The 20,415-nt window shown below is 45.3% G+C and carries 16 protein-coding genes; 14 read left to right on the top strand and 2 right to left on the bottom strand.

Annotation, left to right across the window (positions count from 1 at the left end):
• Positions 1–209 precede the first annotated feature (209 nt).
• From AC6B99_RS18180 to AC6B99_RS18165, 4 genes are all read left to right on the top strand, one after another.
• The gene (locus AC6B99_RS18180) at positions 210–1,760 is read left to right on the top strand and encodes an SAM-dependent methyltransferase (RefSeq protein ID WP_496663932.1); all 1,551 of its coding nucleotides are present in this window, start codon (positions 210–212) and stop codon (positions 1,758–1,760) included.
• A 63-nt stretch (positions 1,761–1,823) separates the two neighbouring features.
• A complete protein-coding gene (locus tag AC6B99_RS18175) occupies positions 1,824–2,519 on the top strand; it encodes a response regulator transcription factor (protein ID WP_056036296.1) in 696 nt (231 codons plus the stop codon).
• On the top strand, positions 2,512–3,603 hold the full coding sequence (locus tag AC6B99_RS18170; RefSeq protein ID WP_056036298.1) for a HAMP domain-containing sensor histidine kinase: 1,092 nt from the start codon (positions 2,512–2,514) through the stop codon (positions 3,601–3,603). The genes AC6B99_RS18175 and AC6B99_RS18170 overlap by 8 nt, the downstream gene beginning before the upstream one ends.
• A 195-nt stretch (positions 3,604–3,798) precedes the next feature.
• Complete coding sequence (locus AC6B99_RS18165) at positions 3,799–4,353, top strand: VanZ family protein (protein ID WP_056036299.1); 555 nt, start codon at positions 3,799–3,801, stop codon at positions 4,351–4,353.
• 74 nt (positions 4,354–4,427) lie between these two features.
• On the opposite strand, the gene AC6B99_RS18160 is transcribed toward AC6B99_RS18165, so the two are convergent.
• Positions 4,428–5,027 (bottom strand): TetR/AcrR family transcriptional regulator, encoded by a 600-nt coding sequence (locus AC6B99_RS18160; RefSeq protein WP_056036301.1) that lies wholly within the window; start codon positions 5,025–5,027, stop codon positions 4,428–4,430.
• Between the two features lie 228 nt (positions 5,028–5,255).
• On the opposite strand from AC6B99_RS18160, the gene AC6B99_RS18155 reads away from it, so the two are divergent.
• Positions 5,256–6,776 (top strand): DHA2 family efflux MFS transporter permease subunit, encoded by a 1,521-nt coding sequence (locus AC6B99_RS18155; protein ID WP_056037024.1) that lies wholly within the window; start codon positions 5,256–5,258, stop codon positions 6,774–6,776.
• 108 nt (positions 6,777–6,884) lie between these two features.
• On the opposite strand, the gene AC6B99_RS18150 is transcribed toward AC6B99_RS18155, so the two are convergent.
• Positions 6,885–10,004: a copper amine oxidase N-terminal domain-containing protein gene (locus tag AC6B99_RS18150; protein ID WP_496663931.1), complete on the bottom strand. Its 3,120-nt coding sequence runs from the start codon at positions 10,002–10,004 to the stop codon at positions 6,885–6,887.
• Between the two features lie 291 nt (positions 10,005–10,295).
• On the opposite strand from AC6B99_RS18150, the gene AC6B99_RS18145 reads away from it, so the two are divergent.
• The 9 genes from AC6B99_RS18145 to AC6B99_RS18105 all read left to right on the top strand — a co-directional run bounded on the left by AC6B99_RS18145 (position 10,296) and on the right by AC6B99_RS18105 (position 20,414).
• Complete coding sequence (locus tag AC6B99_RS18145) at positions 10,296–11,669, top strand: hemoblobin-interacting domain-containing protein (RefSeq protein WP_496663930.1); 1,374 nt, start codon at positions 10,296–10,298, stop codon at positions 11,667–11,669.
• Positions 11,670–11,767: 98 nt separating this feature from the next.
• Complete coding sequence (locus tag AC6B99_RS18140; protein WP_494861347.1) at positions 11,768–13,384, top strand: S-layer homology domain-containing protein; 1,617 nt, start codon at positions 11,768–11,770, stop codon at positions 13,382–13,384.
• A 215-nt stretch (positions 13,385–13,599) separates the two neighbouring features.
• Entirely contained in the window at positions 13,600–15,408 is a 1,809-nt protein-coding gene (locus tag AC6B99_RS18135; RefSeq protein ID WP_496663929.1) for a sensor histidine kinase, read from the top strand.
• On the top strand, positions 15,405–16,541 hold the full coding sequence (locus tag AC6B99_RS18130; protein ID WP_496663928.1) for a response regulator: 1,137 nt from the start codon (positions 15,405–15,407) through the stop codon (positions 16,539–16,541). The genes AC6B99_RS18135 and AC6B99_RS18130 overlap by 4 nt, the downstream gene beginning before the upstream one ends.
• Before the next feature lie 138 nt (positions 16,542–16,679).
• Positions 16,680–17,579: an orotidine-5'-phosphate decarboxylase gene (gene pyrF, locus AC6B99_RS18125; RefSeq protein ID WP_496663927.1), complete on the top strand. Its 900-nt coding sequence runs from the start codon at positions 16,680–16,682 to the stop codon at positions 17,577–17,579.
• Between the two features lie 251 nt (positions 17,580–17,830).
• Entirely contained in the window at positions 17,831–18,484 is a 654-nt protein-coding gene (locus tag AC6B99_RS18120; protein ID WP_056036316.1) for a GTP cyclohydrolase II, read from the top strand.
• A gap of 10 nt (positions 18,485–18,494) precedes the next feature.
• The gene (locus AC6B99_RS18115) at positions 18,495–19,184 is read left to right on the top strand and encodes an SDR family NAD(P)-dependent oxidoreductase (protein ID WP_496663926.1); all 690 of its coding nucleotides are present in this window, start codon (positions 18,495–18,497) and stop codon (positions 19,182–19,184) included.
• Positions 19,181–19,804, top strand: coding sequence for a dTMP kinase (gene tmk / locus AC6B99_RS18110; protein ID WP_496663925.1), 624 nt, complete (start codon positions 19,181–19,183; stop codon positions 19,802–19,804). Before AC6B99_RS18115 ends, tmk begins: the two co-directional genes overlap by 4 nt.
• Positions 19,791–20,414, top strand: coding sequence for a hypothetical protein (locus AC6B99_RS18105; protein WP_056036322.1), 624 nt, complete (start codon positions 19,791–19,793; stop codon positions 20,412–20,414). Before tmk ends, AC6B99_RS18105 begins: the two co-directional genes overlap by 14 nt.
• Position 20,415 lies beyond the last annotated feature (1 nt).

Below are 20,415 nucleotides of genomic sequence, written 5' to 3'. Positions count from 1 at the left end.
CTTATTGAATCAGATTAAGTAATTCTATTTCATTAATTATTAGGGCGCCGATTTGGGCGTCCTTTTTTGTATGGCAGTCGGACTCTTGACGGTTGAAACGGCGTATTTGATTGGGATGTGCTATCATAAAAAGGGATATTATGAAAATAAGTAATGTGCAGGCGGGCAAGATGGCATGCAATCACTTTCAGAAGGCAGGATTCGTTTAAATGACTGTTAATCATACACAACGCTATCGTTTTAGTGAAGCGCCTATATGGCATATTCAAAGGGAATATTTTGAAGAAGAAGGCATGAAGGCTTGGAACAATGATCAAGTCCCTCAATATATAACGAGTAATCCTATGATTGCGGCGGCCTATGCCGAGATGATATTCGGACTCCTCCAAGATCGGGCAAATAAGGGAAACGGCTCAGAGCCTGTGTTTATTGTAGAGCTCGGGGCGGGAGCAGGCCGTCTCGCCTATCATGTGCTGCATGAGCTATGCCAGCTGAGAGACTATGCGGGGATATCCCTGCCCCCTTTCCGCTATATTATGACCGATTTGGCTATGAAAAATGTTCTAGCCTGGCAGCAGCATCCTGCCCTGCAAGCTTTTATCGCTGAAGGCTTGCTTGATTTTGCACGATTTGATGCGGTTCATGATACGGCATTAAGCCTCGCCCAGTCAGACACAATCATTAGAGAACAGGACTTAGAGCAACCATTAGTCATTGTCGCCAACTATTTTTTTGACAGCATTCCACAAGAATTAATCTATGTAGGCGACGGGCAAATTTATGAAGCGGATGTTTTTGTCGAATATCCTGAAAATCGGGATGCCCTTAAACCAGCCGAACTATTAGATCAAATCGCTTTGCATTATGAGCACAGGCGGGCACCCGAGTATGAGCAAGACGACTATCCTTACCGTGATGTCATTGCCGTATATCAGGAACAGCTGGAGGATTCGCATATATTATTTCCTGCCGCGGGTTTAACCTGCTTGGAGCGCTTGAATCGGTTGTCCCAGGCAGGCTTTCTATTAATAACTGCTGACAAGGGCGACCACCTGCTCGATAACTGGAAATTTGCCGAGCCGCCGGAGCTGTTTCTGCATGGCAGCTTCTCCTTAACCGCCAACTACCATGCGATTCAGCATGTGTTTGAGCAAAGAGGAGCCCAGGCGTTATTTCCCCCGCATCATTATAAAAATATAAATGTCGGCTGCATTCTCCATTTGGATCAACCGATGGCCTACTCAAATACGAGACTAGCTTACCGCCGATTTGTCGAGCGCTTTGGCCCGGACGAGTTTTTCAGCATGAAAATGTGGGTTGACCGCCATCTTGCCAGCATGGAGCTGCAACCATTATTGAGCTTTTGGCGTTTGGGTGGATATGATGCGGAGTTTTTCATTCAGAGCACGAAGCAAATAGCCAGCCTGCTGCCGGATGCGAATGATGAAGAAATGCAGGACCTGCTAAGAGGCATTCAGCTAATGTGGTCGTCGTATTACGTCATGGAGCAGTGCTATGACTTGGCACTAGATGCTGGCTTGCTGCTGTTTGAGATGGAAATGTACGAGGAGTCCAAGCATTTTCTAGAAATATCGGTGCAGCAAGAACAAGATGAGGTCGTTTCAACCGTATTTTATTGTCTCGCTATTAGCTGCTTTGAGCTGGAGTTGGACGAGCAGGCATTGAGCTATATTCAGCAATTTCTGGAGCTGGAGCCGGGTCATGAAGAGGCATTGGCTTTGTTAAGCCGATTTGAGTAAAAAGCGTATGGCTTCACTTGTTGTTCATTACTTTTAGGCATAGACAGTTAGGGGTGACTGGATTTGAGGCGTATTACGATTTTGGTCGCAGACGATGAGGTGGAGATCGCGGATCTGGTCGCCTTGCACCTGCAAAAGGAAGGTTATTACATTATAAAAGCAGCCGACGGGAAGGCAGCCATGCAAGCTGTGCAATCGCAAACGATCGATTTGGCTATTTTGGATATTATGATGCCGGAAATGGACGGGTACGAGGTCACACGTAAAATTCGGGAGCAATACCATCTGCCGATTATTTTCTTAAGTGCCAAAACCTCGGACCTCGATAAAATCACAGGGCTGGTTATGGGCGCTGACGATTACATGACCAAGCCCTTCAATCCAATGGAGCTGGTGGCACGCGTCAATTCGCAGCTTCGCCGGTCGCTGCAATTCAATCAGCCAGCCGTCATGAATAAAGCGGTGCTGGAGCTAGGCGGACTCGTGATTTCACCCGATCAGCATAAAATCACCTTGTACGGCGAGGACGTCGAATTAACGCCGAAGGAGTTCGACATTCTTTATTTGCTGGCGAGCCACCCGAAACAGGTGTTTAGCGCGGAAAGCATTTTTAAACAGGTATGGGGCGAAGCCTACTATGAGAGCGGCAATACGGTGATGGTCCATATCCGTACACTGCGCAAAAAACTGGGAGAAGATACGACCAAGCGTAAATTCATCAAGACGATCTGGGGCGTGGGGTACACGTTTAATGATTAAAAGCAGACGAAGCTTTCGGACTACGATGATTATGCTGCTGGGCTTAAGCATGCTTTTGTCCGGTGCGATTACGTATGGCATTTATAAAATGCTGCAGCTCTATTACGTCGACGTTCGCGAGGGCGATCGATTGGCTCTGTACCGGAGGATGATGAGGGAGGTTGGGGACATTTATGTGTTCCTCATTCTTTTTATCCCGCTGGCTATTGTTTTTTTCTTCTGGTTTACGAAGCGTTATGGGACGTATTTCAATGAAATTTCCAAAGGAATCCGCCATCTGGCTAATGGGGAATTTGACAATCGGGTACATATTTCCTCAAACGATGAGTTTAACAGCATTGCGGAGGATTTGAATTTGGCCAGCGAAAAGCTGCAAGCGGCGGTCGAAAAAGGGGATTTTGCCGAAAATAGCAAGGATCAGCTGGTTGTGAATTTGGCCCATGATCTACGCACGCCGCTTACCTCGATATTGGGGTATTTGGATTTGATCGTGAAGGATAATCAGCTAACCGATGAGCAGATCAAGCATTACACTACGATTGCCTTCAATAAATCACAGCGTCTGGAGAAGCTGATTGATGGACTATTCGATATTACCCGCATGAACTATGGCAAGCTGCCGGTTCAGAAAGAGCACATTGATCTCAGCGAGCTGCTCAGGCAGCTGAATGAGGAGCTATATCCTGTTTTTGAGAAAAATCGTGTAATTTCCCGAATCGATGTGGCTCCCGAGCTTTATATTTATGGTGACGGGGAGCTGCTGGCCCGTGTATTCGAGAACTTGTTGACGAATGCGGCCAGGCATGGCAAAGAAGGCTTATATGTAGATATGAATGGGCATATCGATACCGGGCATGTGGTCATTCAAGTCGTCAATTATGGAGGGGAGATTCCGCCAGAAGATTTGCCGCATATTTTCGAAATGTATTATACGGGCGACCGCTCACGGGCGCATCAAGAGGGCGGCACGGGCTTAGGCCTGTTCATTGCCAGAAATATTGTAGAGCAGCATGAGGGAACTCTTAAGGCCGAGAGCAATGTGGTGCGGACGGTATTTGAAGTGCGATTGCCTGTGCGCTCATAATTTAAGAAAAACTTTAAATTTGCCCCACTTTTTTTTAACTAGTTTTCTCTATCCTAGAAGTATAAGGCAAGAGGAGGACGCGTTAATGACGAGGTGGGGCATTTTTATATGCTTGGTTCTGCTGGGCTATGCAGCGACGGACAGAGAGCTTTATAAATAGAACGGCGAGATTGTGACGGTGAAGGAGGAAGCCATTTGGAACAGACGGCAAATAAGACAAATAAGTGGGAACTTTTTATAGGAGCGGCGTTTATCGTATATCTGTTTTTATTATTTAAAATCATTTTGCTCAAATGGAACTTCATTAGTCTCGATGCTTTATGGTATCATTTCAAAACGTTTCTGCACCACCCGTACCTCATTTACGAGCGCCAAGCGAACTTCAAGCTATTCGATGAGATTTCAAGAGATATAGGAGATATAAATGGATTATCGATTTCAGGCTCTATTTTATTTTCGAATCTAATTGGCAATACGCTGGCCTTTATTCCGCTTGGTATTTTTATGGCGGAGCTCATCCAATCTAAAAGGGCATTATGTATAAAAGTAGTGATGCTTTCCTTTCTGCTAAGCTTATTTTTCGAATCGACTCAATTTTTTCTAGGCATCGGCATCTTTGATGTGGACGACTTGCTGTTAAACACGGTTGGCGGCATGATGGGGTACATTGCTTGGAAAATAGTCAAGGTTGGCGTGAAAGTGCTCCAGCCCACAACGGCGAGAGGAATAAAGAGAACTTCTCATACATGAGTTTGAAGGCCGGGAACCTAGTGAGGGTTCCCGGCCTTTCTCGCGTCTAATCTGAATGAATAAGGATTGGTGTTCTACGAGCTGTCTGCATTAGATTTGAATGGCACCATAAGCAAAAGCTGTTTGGCAAGGAAGGCAGGCGTATAGGGCATATCGTTGCGCAGCCATATAACGATCGTGCCAAGAAAGGCAGAGGAGCCATACCAGGCTGCAATATCATTCGGAATTTGGGGCGTGATGGTTTTGGATGAGGCATTATGATTGCCAATTTTACTTTTAATAAATTCCATCATCAGCACAGAAAGGCGCTCCGTGAATATGGGCAGACGTCTGGAGCCGAGCATGATTTTGTAAGACGCTGAATGATCGGCAAAATGCTGAATAAGCCTGACCAGCTCGGGCCATTCATCCTTAGCGGTACTGGATTGATCGGCCACATCTTCTAGCAGCTTTCGAATGTGCGTGGTCATGTTGTCCGCCATCTGATTCAACATATCCGGGATATCCCTGTAATGAAGATAGAAGGTAACCCGATTGATGGTCGCCCGCTCCGCGAGTCGATTCACCGTGATTTTCTCTAAATCATACTCTTGAATTAACTGGAGAAAAGCATCTCGAATCAGTTGGCGTGTGCGTATAACGCGCGGATCCATTTTTGAAGATTTTGTTGTCATGCGAATACCGGTCCTTTCTACTTTCAGAATAATCGTCTATACGACAGGATGGAATGAATTTGTAGATTATTACGAAGTAAAACTACATATCGTACATATTTGTAAACTATTAAACAGTATTGAAAAAGGTGTCGCTTGTAATCATAAAACGAGACGCCTATAATCTTTTACATTAAGTAAATTATACTACAGACTGTCAATTAGTTGAAGTCGAAAGGATTGAGTAAGATTAGTACAAACACTGTATTTGACAGCAGCTCAATTAAGAAAGGTCCCTTGTTGTTTGTTTTAATCGTAGGGGCATTTGTCGCGGTATTGAATCAGACCATTATGAGTGTCGCGCTTCCCCATCTAATGGTCGAATTTTCGATTGAGGCTTCCGTCGCTCAATGGCTCACCACCGGGTATATGCTGGTAAATGGCGTTCTCATTCCGATTACGGCCTATCTTATGCAGCGTTTTACGACACGCGAGCTTTTTCAATCAGCCATGGTTATCTTTCTCGGAGGAACCATATTGGCGGCGATGGCGAATTCATTTGAAATATTGCTCGTTGGACGGCTCATTCAAGCGGCTGGCGCCGGCATTATTATGCCGTTATTGATGAATGTCATTCTTACCATCTTCCCTCCGGACAAACGCGGGGTTGCCATGGGAGTCGTTGGTTTAGCGATTGTTTTTGCACCTGCTGTTGGACCTGCTATCACGGGTTATGTCATGGAGGAATACAGCTGGCGCACGATGTTCCAGGCGATTATTCCTGTTGCTGCTTTGGTCATTATTCTTGCTCATTTTTATTTGAAAAATGTAGCTGAACGATTGTTCCCTAAGCTCGACGTATGGGGAATGATCTTCTCGACCATCGGTTTTGGTATGGTCATTTATGGATTCAGTAAGGCGGGCAGCCTAGGCTGGTCCAACACAGAAGTTGTAGTTTCACTTACAGTGGGTATTGTTTCCTTGGCCGTGTTTACGTGGCAGCAGCTGCGAGCCAAAAGTCCGCTGCTGGATCTCAGAGCGTTCAAATATAATATGTTTTCTTTAACGACCATTATTAATATCGCCGTCACTATGGTGATGTATGCTGATATGATGCTGCTTCCTCTCTATTTGCAAAATGCACGCGGATATACGGCATTGGAGTCGGGCATGCTTATGCTGCCGGGAGCCCTGCTTATGGCTCTCATGATGCCAGTGTCCGGGAAGCTATTTGACCGCTTTGGTGCAAAGTGGTTGTCGATCGTGGGTATGATTATAACAATCGGGACTACGATTGGATTTGTGAATTTGACGGACTCCACCAGCTATAACTACTTGCTGCTGATGTCTACGGGACGACGGATCGGTATGGCTCTCTTCCTAATGCCAATTACTACTGCGGGTCTGAATCAGCTTCCAGCGAGACTGAATGCGCACGGAACAGCTATCTCTAATACGATTAAGCAAGTGGCTGGCGCGATTGGTACCTCCTTGCTCGTAACCGTCATGACGTCGAGCACCAAAACCCATCTGACGGATACGATGGTGACTAGCGGCACACAGACGGCTTCCAAGGAAATGATGGTACATGCGAACATTCAAGGTATTAATGATGCTTATCTTGTTATTGTTGGAATTGGCGTTATTGGACTTGTGCTTTCTTTCTTTATAAAAAGTGTCAAGCAAGGTGAAGAGGAAGGCGTTAAAATGCCTGCAAGCAATAAAGTGCCAGCTGGAATCGGGCATGCTAAAAAATTAAAAAACAGCTAATAAAAGAGATGCTCTTCCTATTGGTGAGATGCATGTCATGCAAAAAAAGGCCGGGACCCCATTGAGGGGCTCCCGGCCTTTTTTGCGTACATCTTGATTCTATTAAATTTAAACTCCTGTAGGCTGGTCAGGAGTTGGTGTTGTTGGTGCTGTTGGTGTCGCTGGTGGGGTAGCTGGCGTTGGAAACAGAACAGCTGCCGAAGGATCGGACAACGCATTCGCACCGCTTTTGGCTACCGAAAGCACATACACCCGATAATTGGTGTCGTAAGCGAGTGGCTGACCACTAGCATCCGATGTGTTTTTGTTTATTGTTAGTATGGCTTCAGCTGGCGATGGTGTGTAAATGCTGGATGCACTTGCCGAGGCTAGGTTAAAGCTGCTAGCATCTGCTTCTTTAACGATAAACACGCGGTATTGCGAGATATTTCGCTCATCAGCCGGTTTCGTGAAGGATACTTGAATATCCTGGCCGCTCGCGAGCAGGGTTGCATTAACCGCTGTTGCTGCCGCTGCTGGAGGCAGCGGTACAGGAAGTGTAATAGTCGCAGAGGCAGAAGACAGTGCATTGGTGCCTGCCGAGCTGCCGCCGCCAACGGACAATACAAACACTTGATAGCTGACGCCGGCTTGGATGAACTCTCCGCCTGTGTCGCGTGTATTGCGAGTAAGCACTTTGCTCGGTGTATCGGTTTTATTGACTGCCGTAAAATAATCAGGCAAAGTAATCCGGTTTGCCGCATTCAGGTCAAAACCGCCAGCATTCGCACTTTTGACGATGAAAATACGGTAATGGTCGATATTGCTTTCGTCCGAAGCTTTTGTAAAATCGACTTTGATATCTTGACCGCCATTGTATTCAGCTGCAACCACATTGGCTGCCGCAGATACACCTTTAGCTGCTAGCGTAATTGCTGCTGAACCGAGGGACAGTGCATTGGTGCCTGCCGAGCTGCCGCCGCCAACGGACAATACAAATACTTGATAGCTGATGCCATTTTGAATAAGGTCGCCGTTAACGTCCCGCGCAGTTGCAGCAAGCACTTGGCTAATATTTCCGCCTGTCTTAGCTACTGTCGTGTAGTTATTGGCGTTGCTCACAGCGTTAGCCGCTGCTAGATTAAAGCTGCCCGCATTAGCAGTCTTAACGACGAAAATACGGTATTGGTTCAGGTTGGTCTCATCGGCTGCTTTGGTAAAAGCAACAAGCAAATCTTGACCGTTGTTAAGCTCGTTTACGTCGCTGACAGCAACATTGGCTGCTGCTGTTACAGCGCTAGCTGACAGGATAATCGGAACTGAGCTGCCAGACAGAGCATTGTTGCTAGTCGAGCTTCCGTTGCCGACGGACAAGACGAATACCTGATAGCTGACTCCGTTCTGGATGAGCACGCCATTAACGTCACGCGCTGTCGCAGGCAATACTTGATTAATATTTCCGCCTGTTTTGGAAACGGTCGTATAATAGCTGGAATTTGTAATATTGTTTGCTGCAGCCAGATTGAAGCTGCTTGCATTTGCCGTCCTAACGACGAAGATGCGGTAATGGTTCAAGCTGCTCTCGTCGCTAGCTCTAGTGAAGGAAACGCGCAAATCCTGTCCATTGTTATAGTCGCTCACGTCGCTTACGCCTACATTGGTTACACTGCTGACTCCTGTGCTATAAAGCGCAATACTGGAGGAAGCGGTGGACAAGGTGCTGGAATAGGAGGAGCTGTTATTCGTAACACCCATTACAAACACACGGTAGGCAACGCCATTCATAATGGAATTTCCCTTCACATCTCTTGCGCTGGAAGAGAGAATTTGGCTGTAGCTGCTGCTTCCCGTTCTAGAAACATCGGTATATCTTCCCGACGCTACGTTATTCGCCTCTGTTAAATTAAAGTTGCCGTAATCAGCCTCTCTTACTACGAAAATCCGGTAATAGCTAATCCGGGACTCATCCGATGCCCGATTAAAATTAACGCGCAAATCGCGGCCATCTCCATAGTTGCTGACATCGGCTACGCTCGTAATCGTCGGATTAAATCCGGAAGAAGAGCCAAGTGTCACAGACGAAGAAGCCGAAGACAAGGTATTAGCAGTAGTACCTGCGCTGCTGCTCATGGAAAGGACATAAGCGGTATAGGCAACGCCATTTTTAATATATTCACCCGAAGTGTCCCTTGCCGAGGAGCTGAAGCCTGTACTCATCGTACTGCTGCCCGTTTTGGAAACCGTCGTGTAATAGGAGCTATTAAGCGTATTGGCTGCTGCCAAATCAAATTTGGAAGCATTGGCGGTCTTCACAATGATCACCCGGTAGCTGGAAATGTTGCTTTCATTGGAAGCCCGTGTAAAGCTGACCGAGAGGTCACGGCCGTCGCCGAAGTCGCTAACATCGCTAATGCGTACATTCGAAGCAGCGTCTACTGTCGATTTGACGCTCAGCGTAATGGAGGCAGAAGGGCTGGATAGCGCGTAACGATCGTTATTGCCAACAGTCAAAATAAAAACTTTATAAGGCAGATTAGAACGAAGCAACGCCCCGTCTGTATCTCTTGTTTGAGCCGTTAGTACATTGTTTTGGTATGCGGACGATGTAGGAAGCGCCGTATAATTCGTACCGCCTACAATTTGCGCCTTAGCCAAATTAAAGGAAGACGCTTTGTCTGCCGGAACGACGAGTATGCGGTAGCTGTTCACATTCGTCATATCGGTTGGAGGTGTGAAATTAACCTGCAAATCTCTTCCGTCTCCATTTTGGCTAACTGTGGACACACTCACCGAGGTGGCTGCGCCAATACTTACGGATGCAGATGTTGTAATGCGTACACTTCTTGTTTTCGCATCCCATTTCACATCCTCGCCAAGCGATTCGCTGACGAAGCGGACAGGAACGACGGTTCTGCCTTTAATGGAACGGGCAGGGGCGTCCAGTGTAACGGTTGTATTGTTAATCGTAGCCGTTCTGGCACCCAGTTTAAGAACAACGGTTGTATCGCCCTTCGTAGCGGTTACCGTTTTGGTTTTTTGACTCCATAATACTTTGGCATCTAAAGCTTCAAAAATCCCGCGCAAGGGCACAAAGGTGCTGCCCGAAATAATAATAGCGGGTTGATCAGTTTGCAGCACTTGTCCATCGATATAAATTTTAATATCGGTTGTTGCTGCCTGCGCTACAGGCTGAAGTAACACAAAAAACAGCGTTGCAAAAGCAGCTAGAGCGGAAACCATTTTTCTCATAACGTTCATATCCCCTCTGGATCGTTCTTCCATCATTTTCTGGATCGATAATAAGACGAAGCAAGAAGGGTAAAAGTTTCTACTTATTCATATTTTGTTCATAAAAATCTGGCGCCTAGGATAAAAGGGGGGACGAGAGATTTGAAATGGGTCAATTAGAGGAGGTCTTTTGTCGGAGTTTGTCATTTTGCTGTCATTGGGGTGGATTATACTTAGCTGGAATAGTGGGCAGGAAGGTTGCTCATTGAAAGACATGCCGAATACGAGAATGTACAGGGGAGTGAAAGATTCATGTTAAAAGGTTGGTTTAAAGTAAAAGCGCAAGGGAAATCTAGCTTCACCGTGTTGTCTATGATGTTGGCGCTAGTCGTAGCGCTGTCTGTTCTGCCAAGCACGGCTTTGGCTGCTCTAGCTCCGGTTTCGGTGAGCCCGAATCTCAGTACAGTTGCCTTGGAGACAAACAGAGGAATCGTTACACAGGATAAAGTGAAAGTGAAGGGCCTTTTTAATTCAAATAGTACAGTTGTATGGTCGACCTATGGAAAGGCAAGTGCAGAGGTGGTGCCTGAAACAGGGACATCGTTCAGCACGATTGAGGGTGCTTATAGCTATAACCTGAACTATAATCCTTTTGTACCGGCTGCTGCTGGCGATATCCTTTCTATCGTTGAAGTAGATGCTCAAAGCGGAGAGGTTGTAGGCTACACTTCGCTAGCGGTTGGAGCTAATCATGTTGGTACGGTGGCTCCTATGGTCGATCGGAACTATGTTTTCCCTGGAATACAAGCTGGTTATAATCAATTTGTGCAGGGTGCCAATTTTTACGATACACCCAATGGAGTAACGCTTAGCAACTTCATAAGCTCTGATACCGCTATAGCTTCTGCAAGTCCAAATGGTTGGTATTTTTATATTAATGGGGTTAGCACAGGTACGGCTACTATAAGCTTTGATGCCGCAGACAATCTGACAGGGGATAAAATAAGAACAACAATGCCCGTTTCGGTTGTGTCAAATCGCCAGCCATATTTAAATAATAATGAAGATTACTATTTTACTGGAAAAGCCTTAACGCTTTCGGTTAATCCTCCAACCGCACAATGGGCGCCGGGCTCTATTGAAGTAAATGGAGTGACTGTGCCAAGCGAAAGCTATACTTATACACCTGGGGTTTTTGGTCAAAGTGACGGCGAAATTGTGCTGCAAGCCAGCGTGTTGTCAGAAGGTGAAAATAAAATCATTGTGAAGACCTATGATACGATAGATGGGGTGTACGAGATTACTCTTCATCAATCCGAACATTCCTATTATATGAGTGAGCCTCTTATTGACAGGGCGAGCGGCGGACTAACCGCATCCGTCAAATTCGTAAGAAACATCACTAACAATAGTTATAATGATCAAGCGACCTTTATTTTTCAGCTTATGAACGGCGATGTGCCAGTGGATACCGTTTCTGTTACGACTGGCAGTCTGGATAGCTATCAGACGAATCGCGCACATTTCAATTTAGCAGATGCAGCAACAAATCCGAACTACTCGGTACGTGCTTTTCTCATTACGGGGGACAATGCCGATCCGAGCAACCTGGGCTATAATCTTGTAACAGAAGTGAATGCAACTGAGTTTGAGCAGCGTTACCAAGAATGGCGTGACTGGGATTGATAGTGGGCTTATATTTCACCCTCGAAACGGTAGCTTAGCCGCGAGAGGACAGCTTTAGCCGTTTACGCTTAATTGAATAGAAAAGAGGTATGTCTGAAGTGAGAATACGTACATGGAGCTTAACTCTAATCATTGGTCTATGCCTATCGCTGTTTCCCATCTCCTTATGGGCTGCTGTCTCGGTCAATCCGGTGACAGGCAGCATCCATCCTGGCAGCCAAATTAATATCACAGGAACCTCAGACCTGTCCGAGGTCATTATTAAAGTGTACCGTCCTGACCGCAGCATTCTATATTTTAATGTGGCCAAGGTTAGCAATGGCACATACAGCGACACCATTACCCTTGGTGCTAATGAAGTGGTCGGAACGTATGAGATTAACGTTGGACAAGCTGACCAGATTTCATCCACCAATGTAGTGGTAACGACAAGCACAACGACGGCTGCCCCTGTGGCAAATCCGGCGAGTGGAGCCGTTGCAGCGGGTACAAACGTGACGCTGAGCAGCTCGACAGCTGGCGCGGCTATTTACTACACGACGAATGGCAGCAACCCAACCACAAGCAGCACCTTGTACAGTGGACCGATTGTCGTGAGCAGCGCGCTGACGATTAAAGCTATCGCTGTTGCCAACGGCAAAGCAAATAGCGAAGTGATGAGCGCAAGCTACACGATTTCAGCCTCAACTGGCGGCGGTGGCGCTGTTGGTGGCGGCGGTTCGACGACTGTGCCTAGCACGGACAAAGTTATCTCAACGAATGGTAATCTGACGCTTCCAGTTGGCAAAGCGGGCGAGGTAAGCTTGAATAGCGAAGTCATCGTCTCGATTCCAGCTAATGCGACAGCGAAAGAATTAATCATCTCCATTACCAAATTGCAAAATGTACAAGGCCTGCTCACAAATAAGGAAACACTGGCTAGCTCCGTCTTTGAAATTTTGAAAAATTTCACGGAAAACTTCAGCAATCCTGTTACATTGACGTTTACTTTCAACAAAGCAAGTCTGAAGAGCAACCAGAAGGCTTCTGTGTTCTATTTTGACGAAGTGAAGAAAACATGGGTAGAAGTCGGTGGAACGGTTAGCGGCAACCAGATTACGGTAGCGGTCGACCATTTCACTAAATATGCGGTTATGGCTGTAGCTCAACCTATTGTCGATCCTATAAATCCAGCTCAGGAATTCAATGATATTTTCGGCCACTGGGCAGAAGCAAATATCAAGAAAGCAATTGGTGCAGGCATTGTCAGCGGATATCCGGACGGCAGCTTTAAGCCGAATGCAACGGTAACGCGTGCGGAGTTTGCAGTAATGCTGATGAACACGTTGAAGCCGGAAGAAGAAGGCGCGGCACTTACCTTCACTGACACGGCGACAATTGGTGCATGGGCGCAAAAAGCAATTGCGCAAGCGGTACAAGCTGGCATTACGAAAGGCTACGCTGATGGCGCATTCCATCCGAATGCTCAAATTACGCGAGCGGAAATGACAGCTATGCTGGCAAACGCAGCAGGTATTCCTGCTGATGAGAATGCGGCAACTGGTTTTGCAGATGATAAGGACATCCCAGCATGGGCGAAAAGCGGCGTGGCTTATGCGAAGCAAGCCGGCATTGTACAAGGGAAAGGCGATAATCAATTCGCGCCTCAAGCCTATACAACAAGAGCGGAAGCGGTAACGGTATTGCTCAATATTTTGGCGCTGCAAAGCAAATAAGGCAGTAAACCATTTATAAAAAAGAAGAAAGCAGTCCCTGCTCAAGGGGCTGCTTTTCTGCTGAAATGGCCCTGTTTTTCGCCATATTAGGAAATCCAGTCCATTCATAGGCTGGTCCGTTCGCGGACTGGCTCTTTTTTATATTTTTTTTCCTAGTCTTCTGATAAGATATGAAGGGCATCATAAAAGAATAATCTGCTAAGGGGCACTCAGCCATGCATAACAACTTATATTTATCCGCCATGCTCTTGGCAGTCACTTGCTGTTCCCTAATCATCTGCTATCTTTGCTTCAAAAGAAGAGAGCTTCCCATTGCCATTAGCTATGGATTAGGAATGTTGACGGGTACTTTTTATACTTTCGGCTACGCCTTTGAAATCGTCAGCAATTCTTTGGAGGATATCCGGTTTTGGCTGCATATTGAATACATCGGTATTCCATTTGGCACGATATTGTGGTTCATTATGGTATTGCAGTATACCGGACGACAGGCACTTGTCACCAAAAAACTCGTCATTCTTCTTCTCTTTATTCCCTTCATTAATTTTCTAGCCCACCATACGAATGAGTGGCATCACCTCTTTTATACAAGCATGACTTTAGATCGTTCAGAAGGCTTTCCGCTGGTTGTTTTGGAAAAAGGGCCATTCTACAAGCTTCATGTCGCATACGCTTATTCTTTTTTTGTCATTGGCATGATCCTCTTGATTCAAATGTTCTTTAAATCGGCTTCGCGGATGAAAAAACAAATTGCGCTTATGTTTATTGGCTCGTGGGGTCCATACGGCTTCACTCTCGTTTATTTAAGCGGCATTCTTAACATGCCGTATGATATTTCTCCATTTGGTTTTCTAGTCTCCGGCATATTTTACATGTGGGGCATTTACCAGTTTAATATGCTGCGATTGGCACCTCTGGCACTGCAGAAGGTATTTGCCTCCATGCAGGATGCCGTAATGATCTTCGACCTGGATCATACGCTCACGAGCTTTAATGAATCAGCAAAAAATTTAATAACAGGCCTCCACAATAGCTGGATTGGACAGCCGGCCACATACATATTCGCGCAATATCCCATTCTACTTGAGAAAATAGCTCGAGGCCCCGCTATTGCTCCTAAAGTCCGGCTTACTGGGGAGGGGGATGAACGGTTTTATAATCTTCATCTCTCCTTTATTCTGGACAACCGGCTCAGACCTGCTGGCCAGATCCTGTTGTTAAGCGATGTGACCGAAAGCGTCCGCAACGAGGAACGGCTGCAAGAAAATGCAAAACAGCTTCAGGAGCTTAATACGTTTAAGGATAAAATGTTCAGCGTAGTGGCCCATGATATCCGTGATCCGCTTGCGGTATCGCTGAATCTGATGGAGCTAATGGAGGATGAGCTGCTGGACTACGGGGGCAAGCACGATGAAATCGTCCATGAGATGGGCCAGCAAATTCAGAAGACGTTTGCTCTCGTAGAAAGCTTGCTCGAATGGTTTCGCAGCCAGCGGGGCGGGATGGTGTTTAATCCGGTGGTGCGGGATCTTGCCCAGACGGTACAGCTGAATGCGCGTCTCTTGCAAGTTCGCAGTGAAAGCAAAAGCATCCGTATTATTTCCGAGATTCCACAGGAAACGTTTATTTTTGCCGATAAGGAAATGCTTGATCTCATTATTCGCAATTTGCTGTCCAATGCGATTAAGTTTACGGATTACGGAGGCAGCATTCGTTTAAAAGCAGAGCATGTGGAGGGCAAAATGGTCATATCGGTCAGCGATACAGGCGCAGGAGTACCGACGGAGCAGGTGGATTCGCTCTTGCAGCAGGATGCTTATCCTGTGCCTTCTATAGGAACCGCGGGTGAGCGCGGCGTAGGATTAGGCCTTACTTTATGCCGGGAATTCGTTCACTTGAACGGGGGCGAGATTTGGTTCGACACGGCGCCCCAGCAGGGGAGTACGTTTTATTTTTCATTGCCTCTACCTCCATCAGCACAAGTCTATCCCCATAAACAGTCGGAAAGGAGAGGGACAGGATGAAGGTCATCATCATCGATGACGAACTGGCGATGCACCTGATTATGAACAGAATGCTGGGCAAAATCGACGAAGTCGAGATTATGGGCAGCTTTCAGGAGACGGCTGCAGCCTTCGCTTTTTTGCAAAAGCAGGAGATTGATATGATCTTTATGGACATAAACATGCCGAAGGAGAGCGGGCTGGAGTTTGCTCAGCGGTTACGGGAGCAGGGCAGGCAGACGAAGCTGGTGTTTGTAACCTCGCATAAGGAATATGCGCTACCTGCGTTCGGCGTCTACGCTTATGACTATATGGTGAAGCCCGTCGTGCAGGAAAGGCTTAGACAGACCATTCTCAAAGCGTTATCCGAAGGTGCTCCCACTATGCCGACCGAGGAAACGAAGGCCGCCCCGACCAAAGTGCTGTTCAATTGTCTCGGTAGAATGGAAATCCGCAGTGCCCGTGATGAAATTATAAAATGGAAGACGAGCAAAAGCGCCGAGCTATTCGCCTATTTATCGCTGCAAAAAGGCCGCCTCGTTTCAAGGGCGCGGCTGATTGAGGATATTTTTGGCGGCATGCCCCGAAAAAATGCGGAAAGCTATTTAAACACAACCGCTTACCAGCTGCGCAAGCTTCTTGAATCTAATGGACTTAAGGGCAGCCTGCACTCCGACGGTATTCATTATGGCCTGAATTTGAATAAGGCGCGCTTCGATATGTTCAGCTTTGAAGAGGGCTGCAAGCAAATGGCACTCGTTCTTGACGAGAATATCGGGCGAGCGCTTGAGCTGGAGCAGCTTTATGTCGGGGATTTGTTTGGAGATCGCGCCTATCCGTGGGCGTGGAGCGAGATCGAACGTTTCTCGCAAATGTATATCGCTCTCTCCCAGAGGCTGTGCAGCGCCTTGCTGCTTAGAGGAGATACAGCGACAGCAATTCGACTGCTCGCTAAGCAGTCTGCTATAAACGAGCTGGATGAAGAGACCATAAAGCTGCTGATGCGCGCCCACGCTCTCCAGAAAAACAAAGAAGCGTTAGTCCAGCAATACATGAAATTTGTAGACATGCTGCATCATGAGATGGGTGTCGGTCCATCGCTTGAGATAACCGTACTCTATGAGCAGCTGCTGCGGGAACTGAATACTTACTGAAAGTAGAGCACAAAGAGGATATATAAAGATATAGATGAATTTTTGTATAGATTTGGAAGACAGTGTATTCATTGTGTGATACAATAAATCACTGAGCCGGCCAAATCTAACGGATTACTTATAAGAGGAGCATAGAATATGAAGAATTTCGCTGATGTGCTTATTGAAGAGATCCTACATAAAAACTCTGTATTAGTCGTAGGGTTAGATCCCGATTTACAATACTTCCCGGATTTTTTAGTGGATAACGATGAGATTAGCAACCAACAAGCTAGTGAAGCCATTTATCATTATAATCGAATTGTAATTGATGCAGTAGCCGAGCATGCAGTAGCTGTAAAGCCACAGCTGGCTTATTATGAGGTTTATGGCAGCGAGGGAATTCATGCATTAGAGAAAACGATTGCCTACGCCAAATCAAAAAATTTAATCGTCATCAATGATGCAAAACGTGGAGACATAGGCTCTACTTCAAGTGCATATGCAAAGGCATTCCTTGGGAATGGCTCTCTTGCAGGAGACATGGTTACCGTTAACCCCTTTCTGGGCAGCGATGGTTACCTCCCTTTCATCGAGGAAGCTGGAAGAAACGGTAAAGGTTTATTTTTACTAGTGAAAACCTCTAATCCCTCTTCACATGAAGTACAAGATGTTAAGCTGGAAAACGGAGAATTGCTTTATATTAAAATGGCTGATGATATCAACAAACTGGCGCAGCAAACATTGGGGGAAAATAATTACTCCTTTATTGGCGCCGTTGTTGGGGCAACCTACCCAATGGAAGCTGAGAAGGTGCGGAAAGTATTGCCAAGCTCTATTTTTCTAGTTCCGGGTTTCGGCGCACAAGGCGGAACGGCTAATGATTTAAAGCCATTTTTTGATGCAAAAGGATTAGGCGCCTTGGTTTCCTCATCGAGAGGCATCATCTATAACGGTGCAAAGGAAGAGAAGAAAACAGAAGCTATCCTATATGAATTTATTGCGAAGGCTGCTAGAGAGTCTAAAGATAAAATCAACGAGGTACGGCTTAGCCATTAACTTTTTAGATGTTTAATACATTTTATTATGAAATATTATGATGAAATTCAAATAGAAGGGCTTTATCTCGGAAGCGGAGATGAAGCCCTTTATTTTTTTATCACAATACTCCATGGGACATTCTAAAGAAATGACCACTAATAACCGCATGAAAAATTAACCGATTGTAAAGGTATCGATTGACATCTTTTACGTTCTATACTATTTATATCTAATTGTTGGAAATATTTGAATAGAAGGGGTGAAGTATCGTGGTCAGTAATATTGTAATCAATCATGTGGTTAAAGGTAAGATTCATACCATCTTTGGAACGATGGACTTATATCGTTTTAGTATGACAGATCTTTTGCAAGCGCCTTCAGAAGCCGTTGAACACTTAGCAGTAGTGAAACGCAATGGAGTAGATTGGGAAGGTCCAGTATTATGTCGTTTTAATTCGGCTTGTATAACAAGCGAAGTGTTTAATTGCACTCGATGTGACTGTAAATGGCAGCTGGACAAGGCTATGGAGTTGATTAGTGCAGCGGGACAAGGAATTATTACCTATCATGCCTCCCATGAAGGACGAGGTTTTGGCCTGGCCACGAAGCTTCTTTCTTACAATATGATGGATGAAGGACTTGATACGGTTGAGTCGTACTCCCAATTGGGGACGGGGATGGAGGATGCTAGAAATTACAGAGCTTCTATCGCCATACTCAATCATTTTAACATAACTCAAGTTAGGCTTATAGGAAATAATAAAAAGAAATATGAGGCTACACGTAACGCAGGTATTCATGTCGTTGATAGATTTGCTTTAGTTTATGACGGGACGGATCAGAAGGTTCTGAAATACTTGAGCAATAAATCGAAAGAGCCTGAGCAAGATCTATTAAGAGATAGAATGAAAATGAATGTATAAGGGTGATATATTGGACAAAATTTTAATAACGGGTTCTGGAGGAGGCATAGCTTCAGAGCTAATCAGGCAGTTAAAGGAGCGGGACGTTCAGGTCATCGGTATGGATTTGAAGACTAGCTGTGCAGCGGTGGACATTCCTATACAGTGCGATTTAAGTGACGAGCATCAAATAAGGAAAGCATTCGACTTATATAAAGATGATTTGAAAAATATAACGGGTATTGTTCATTTGGCTGGAATATATCCGAACCTCAGTCTATCGCAATACGATTTATCATTATGGCAGAAGGTTCACGCTGTAAATGTAACTTCTTTATTTATTATCGTGCAATTATTGCTAGAACAAGGCTGTGATCGTTTACGCAGCATTATTTGCACCTCAAGTACAGCTGCTAAAGTTGGAAGTCGGGACCCTGCATATGCATCATCGAAGGCGGCACTTCTTGGGCTTTCAAGAAGTCTTAGTCTTTCATTGGCTCCGAAGGGAATAAGAGTTAACTCCATACTGCCGGGAATTATAGATACGGACATGTCCAAGGTGCAATCGTCAGAGCGCCGTGACTATCATCGAAAAAAAACGCTGTCAAACACAATTGGCAAACCTGAGGAGGTCGCTAATGTAATTGCTTTCCTACTCGGAGACCACTCCTCATATATATGGGGAGCTTCAATAGACATTAATGGAGGAATGACATTTTGAGTGGACTTTTAATTGCAATGTGCGGGTTGGATGGAGCAGGGAAGACTACACAAATCGGAATGCTTACCAAATGGTTTGAGCTTAATAATGTGCAATTATACAACACCAAGCAACCAACTGATCAATATAGAAATGATCCGAGGGTACGATCCTATCTTGATGATGGACATGCCCCTGACATGAGAGTCATTGCGATGCTGTCTGCTGCTGACCGAATAACCCATATGTATGATTTGGAGCAGCGCTTGGAGTCGGGCGTTAACATTATATCTGATCGATATATTTACAGTTCTTATGCCTATTTCAAAGTTCGGGGAATGGATATCAATGATATTAAAAATCTTTATGGCTCCATACGCAAACCAGATTTAACTGTTTTTTTAGATATTAAGCCCGAAATAACCATTAAGAGAATACAGGCCCGGGATGGGCACCTAAAATATGAAGAAAAAGACCCGTCTATCTTTATTCATGTAAGGGAAGCTTTTCGAACGGTATTGCCTGAAGATGCCTTAATCATGGATGGGGAAAGAGACCCCCAAGCTATTCATTCTGAAATTATATTACATTTAGAAACGATTATGAGCACAAAGGGAGGATATTCGTATGGTATTAAATAAATTTGTTGAAGTTATAGATCGTACATTTACCTTAGAAAGCAAAAAGGAATTAGAGCTGATGTGCGGCTTGCTAAAGGAACAGGTGAATCTACAGAAAGTTACAGAATGGCTTTCAGAATTGCGTCAAGAATCTGAAGATCAATTAGGTAATTTAGCGTCACTCATGGAAATTCATCCTTTGGGATTTGAAAAGTATGTACTGTGGAGCGGCGAAAATTCGGGAATTCGTGGTCGCTTGCATTACTGGCCGCAAAATAAATGGCCTTTTGAAAGCATACATGATCATAGGTTTAATTTTGCGGTCATCATGTTATGCGGTGAATATACCCATGAGGAATATAATGTCACGGAACTTGAGATGGATAAAGTAGAGGTTGAATTAACCCGCAGCTCTAAGGTAGTAGAGGGCGATACTTATTTTTTTGAAGCGGGCAGCTTCCATCGAGTCATTCCAAGCAATAAAATGACGCTCTCCTTAATTGTTAGAAGCAGGGCCATATTGCCTTATTCAAGGGTGATAAATCCAGAAGATTTAAAGATGAGAAAGGCTTTTGGCAATGTGAAAAAGTTTAAAGATAAGCTTCTAACCCTTGAAAACGCATTAATATGAT

The sequence above is a fragment of the Paenibacillus liaoningensis genome (assembly GCF_059609455.1).
Note: the sequence above shows the minus strand (reverse complement) of the source record. Positions and strands in the feature narration are given on the sequence as shown.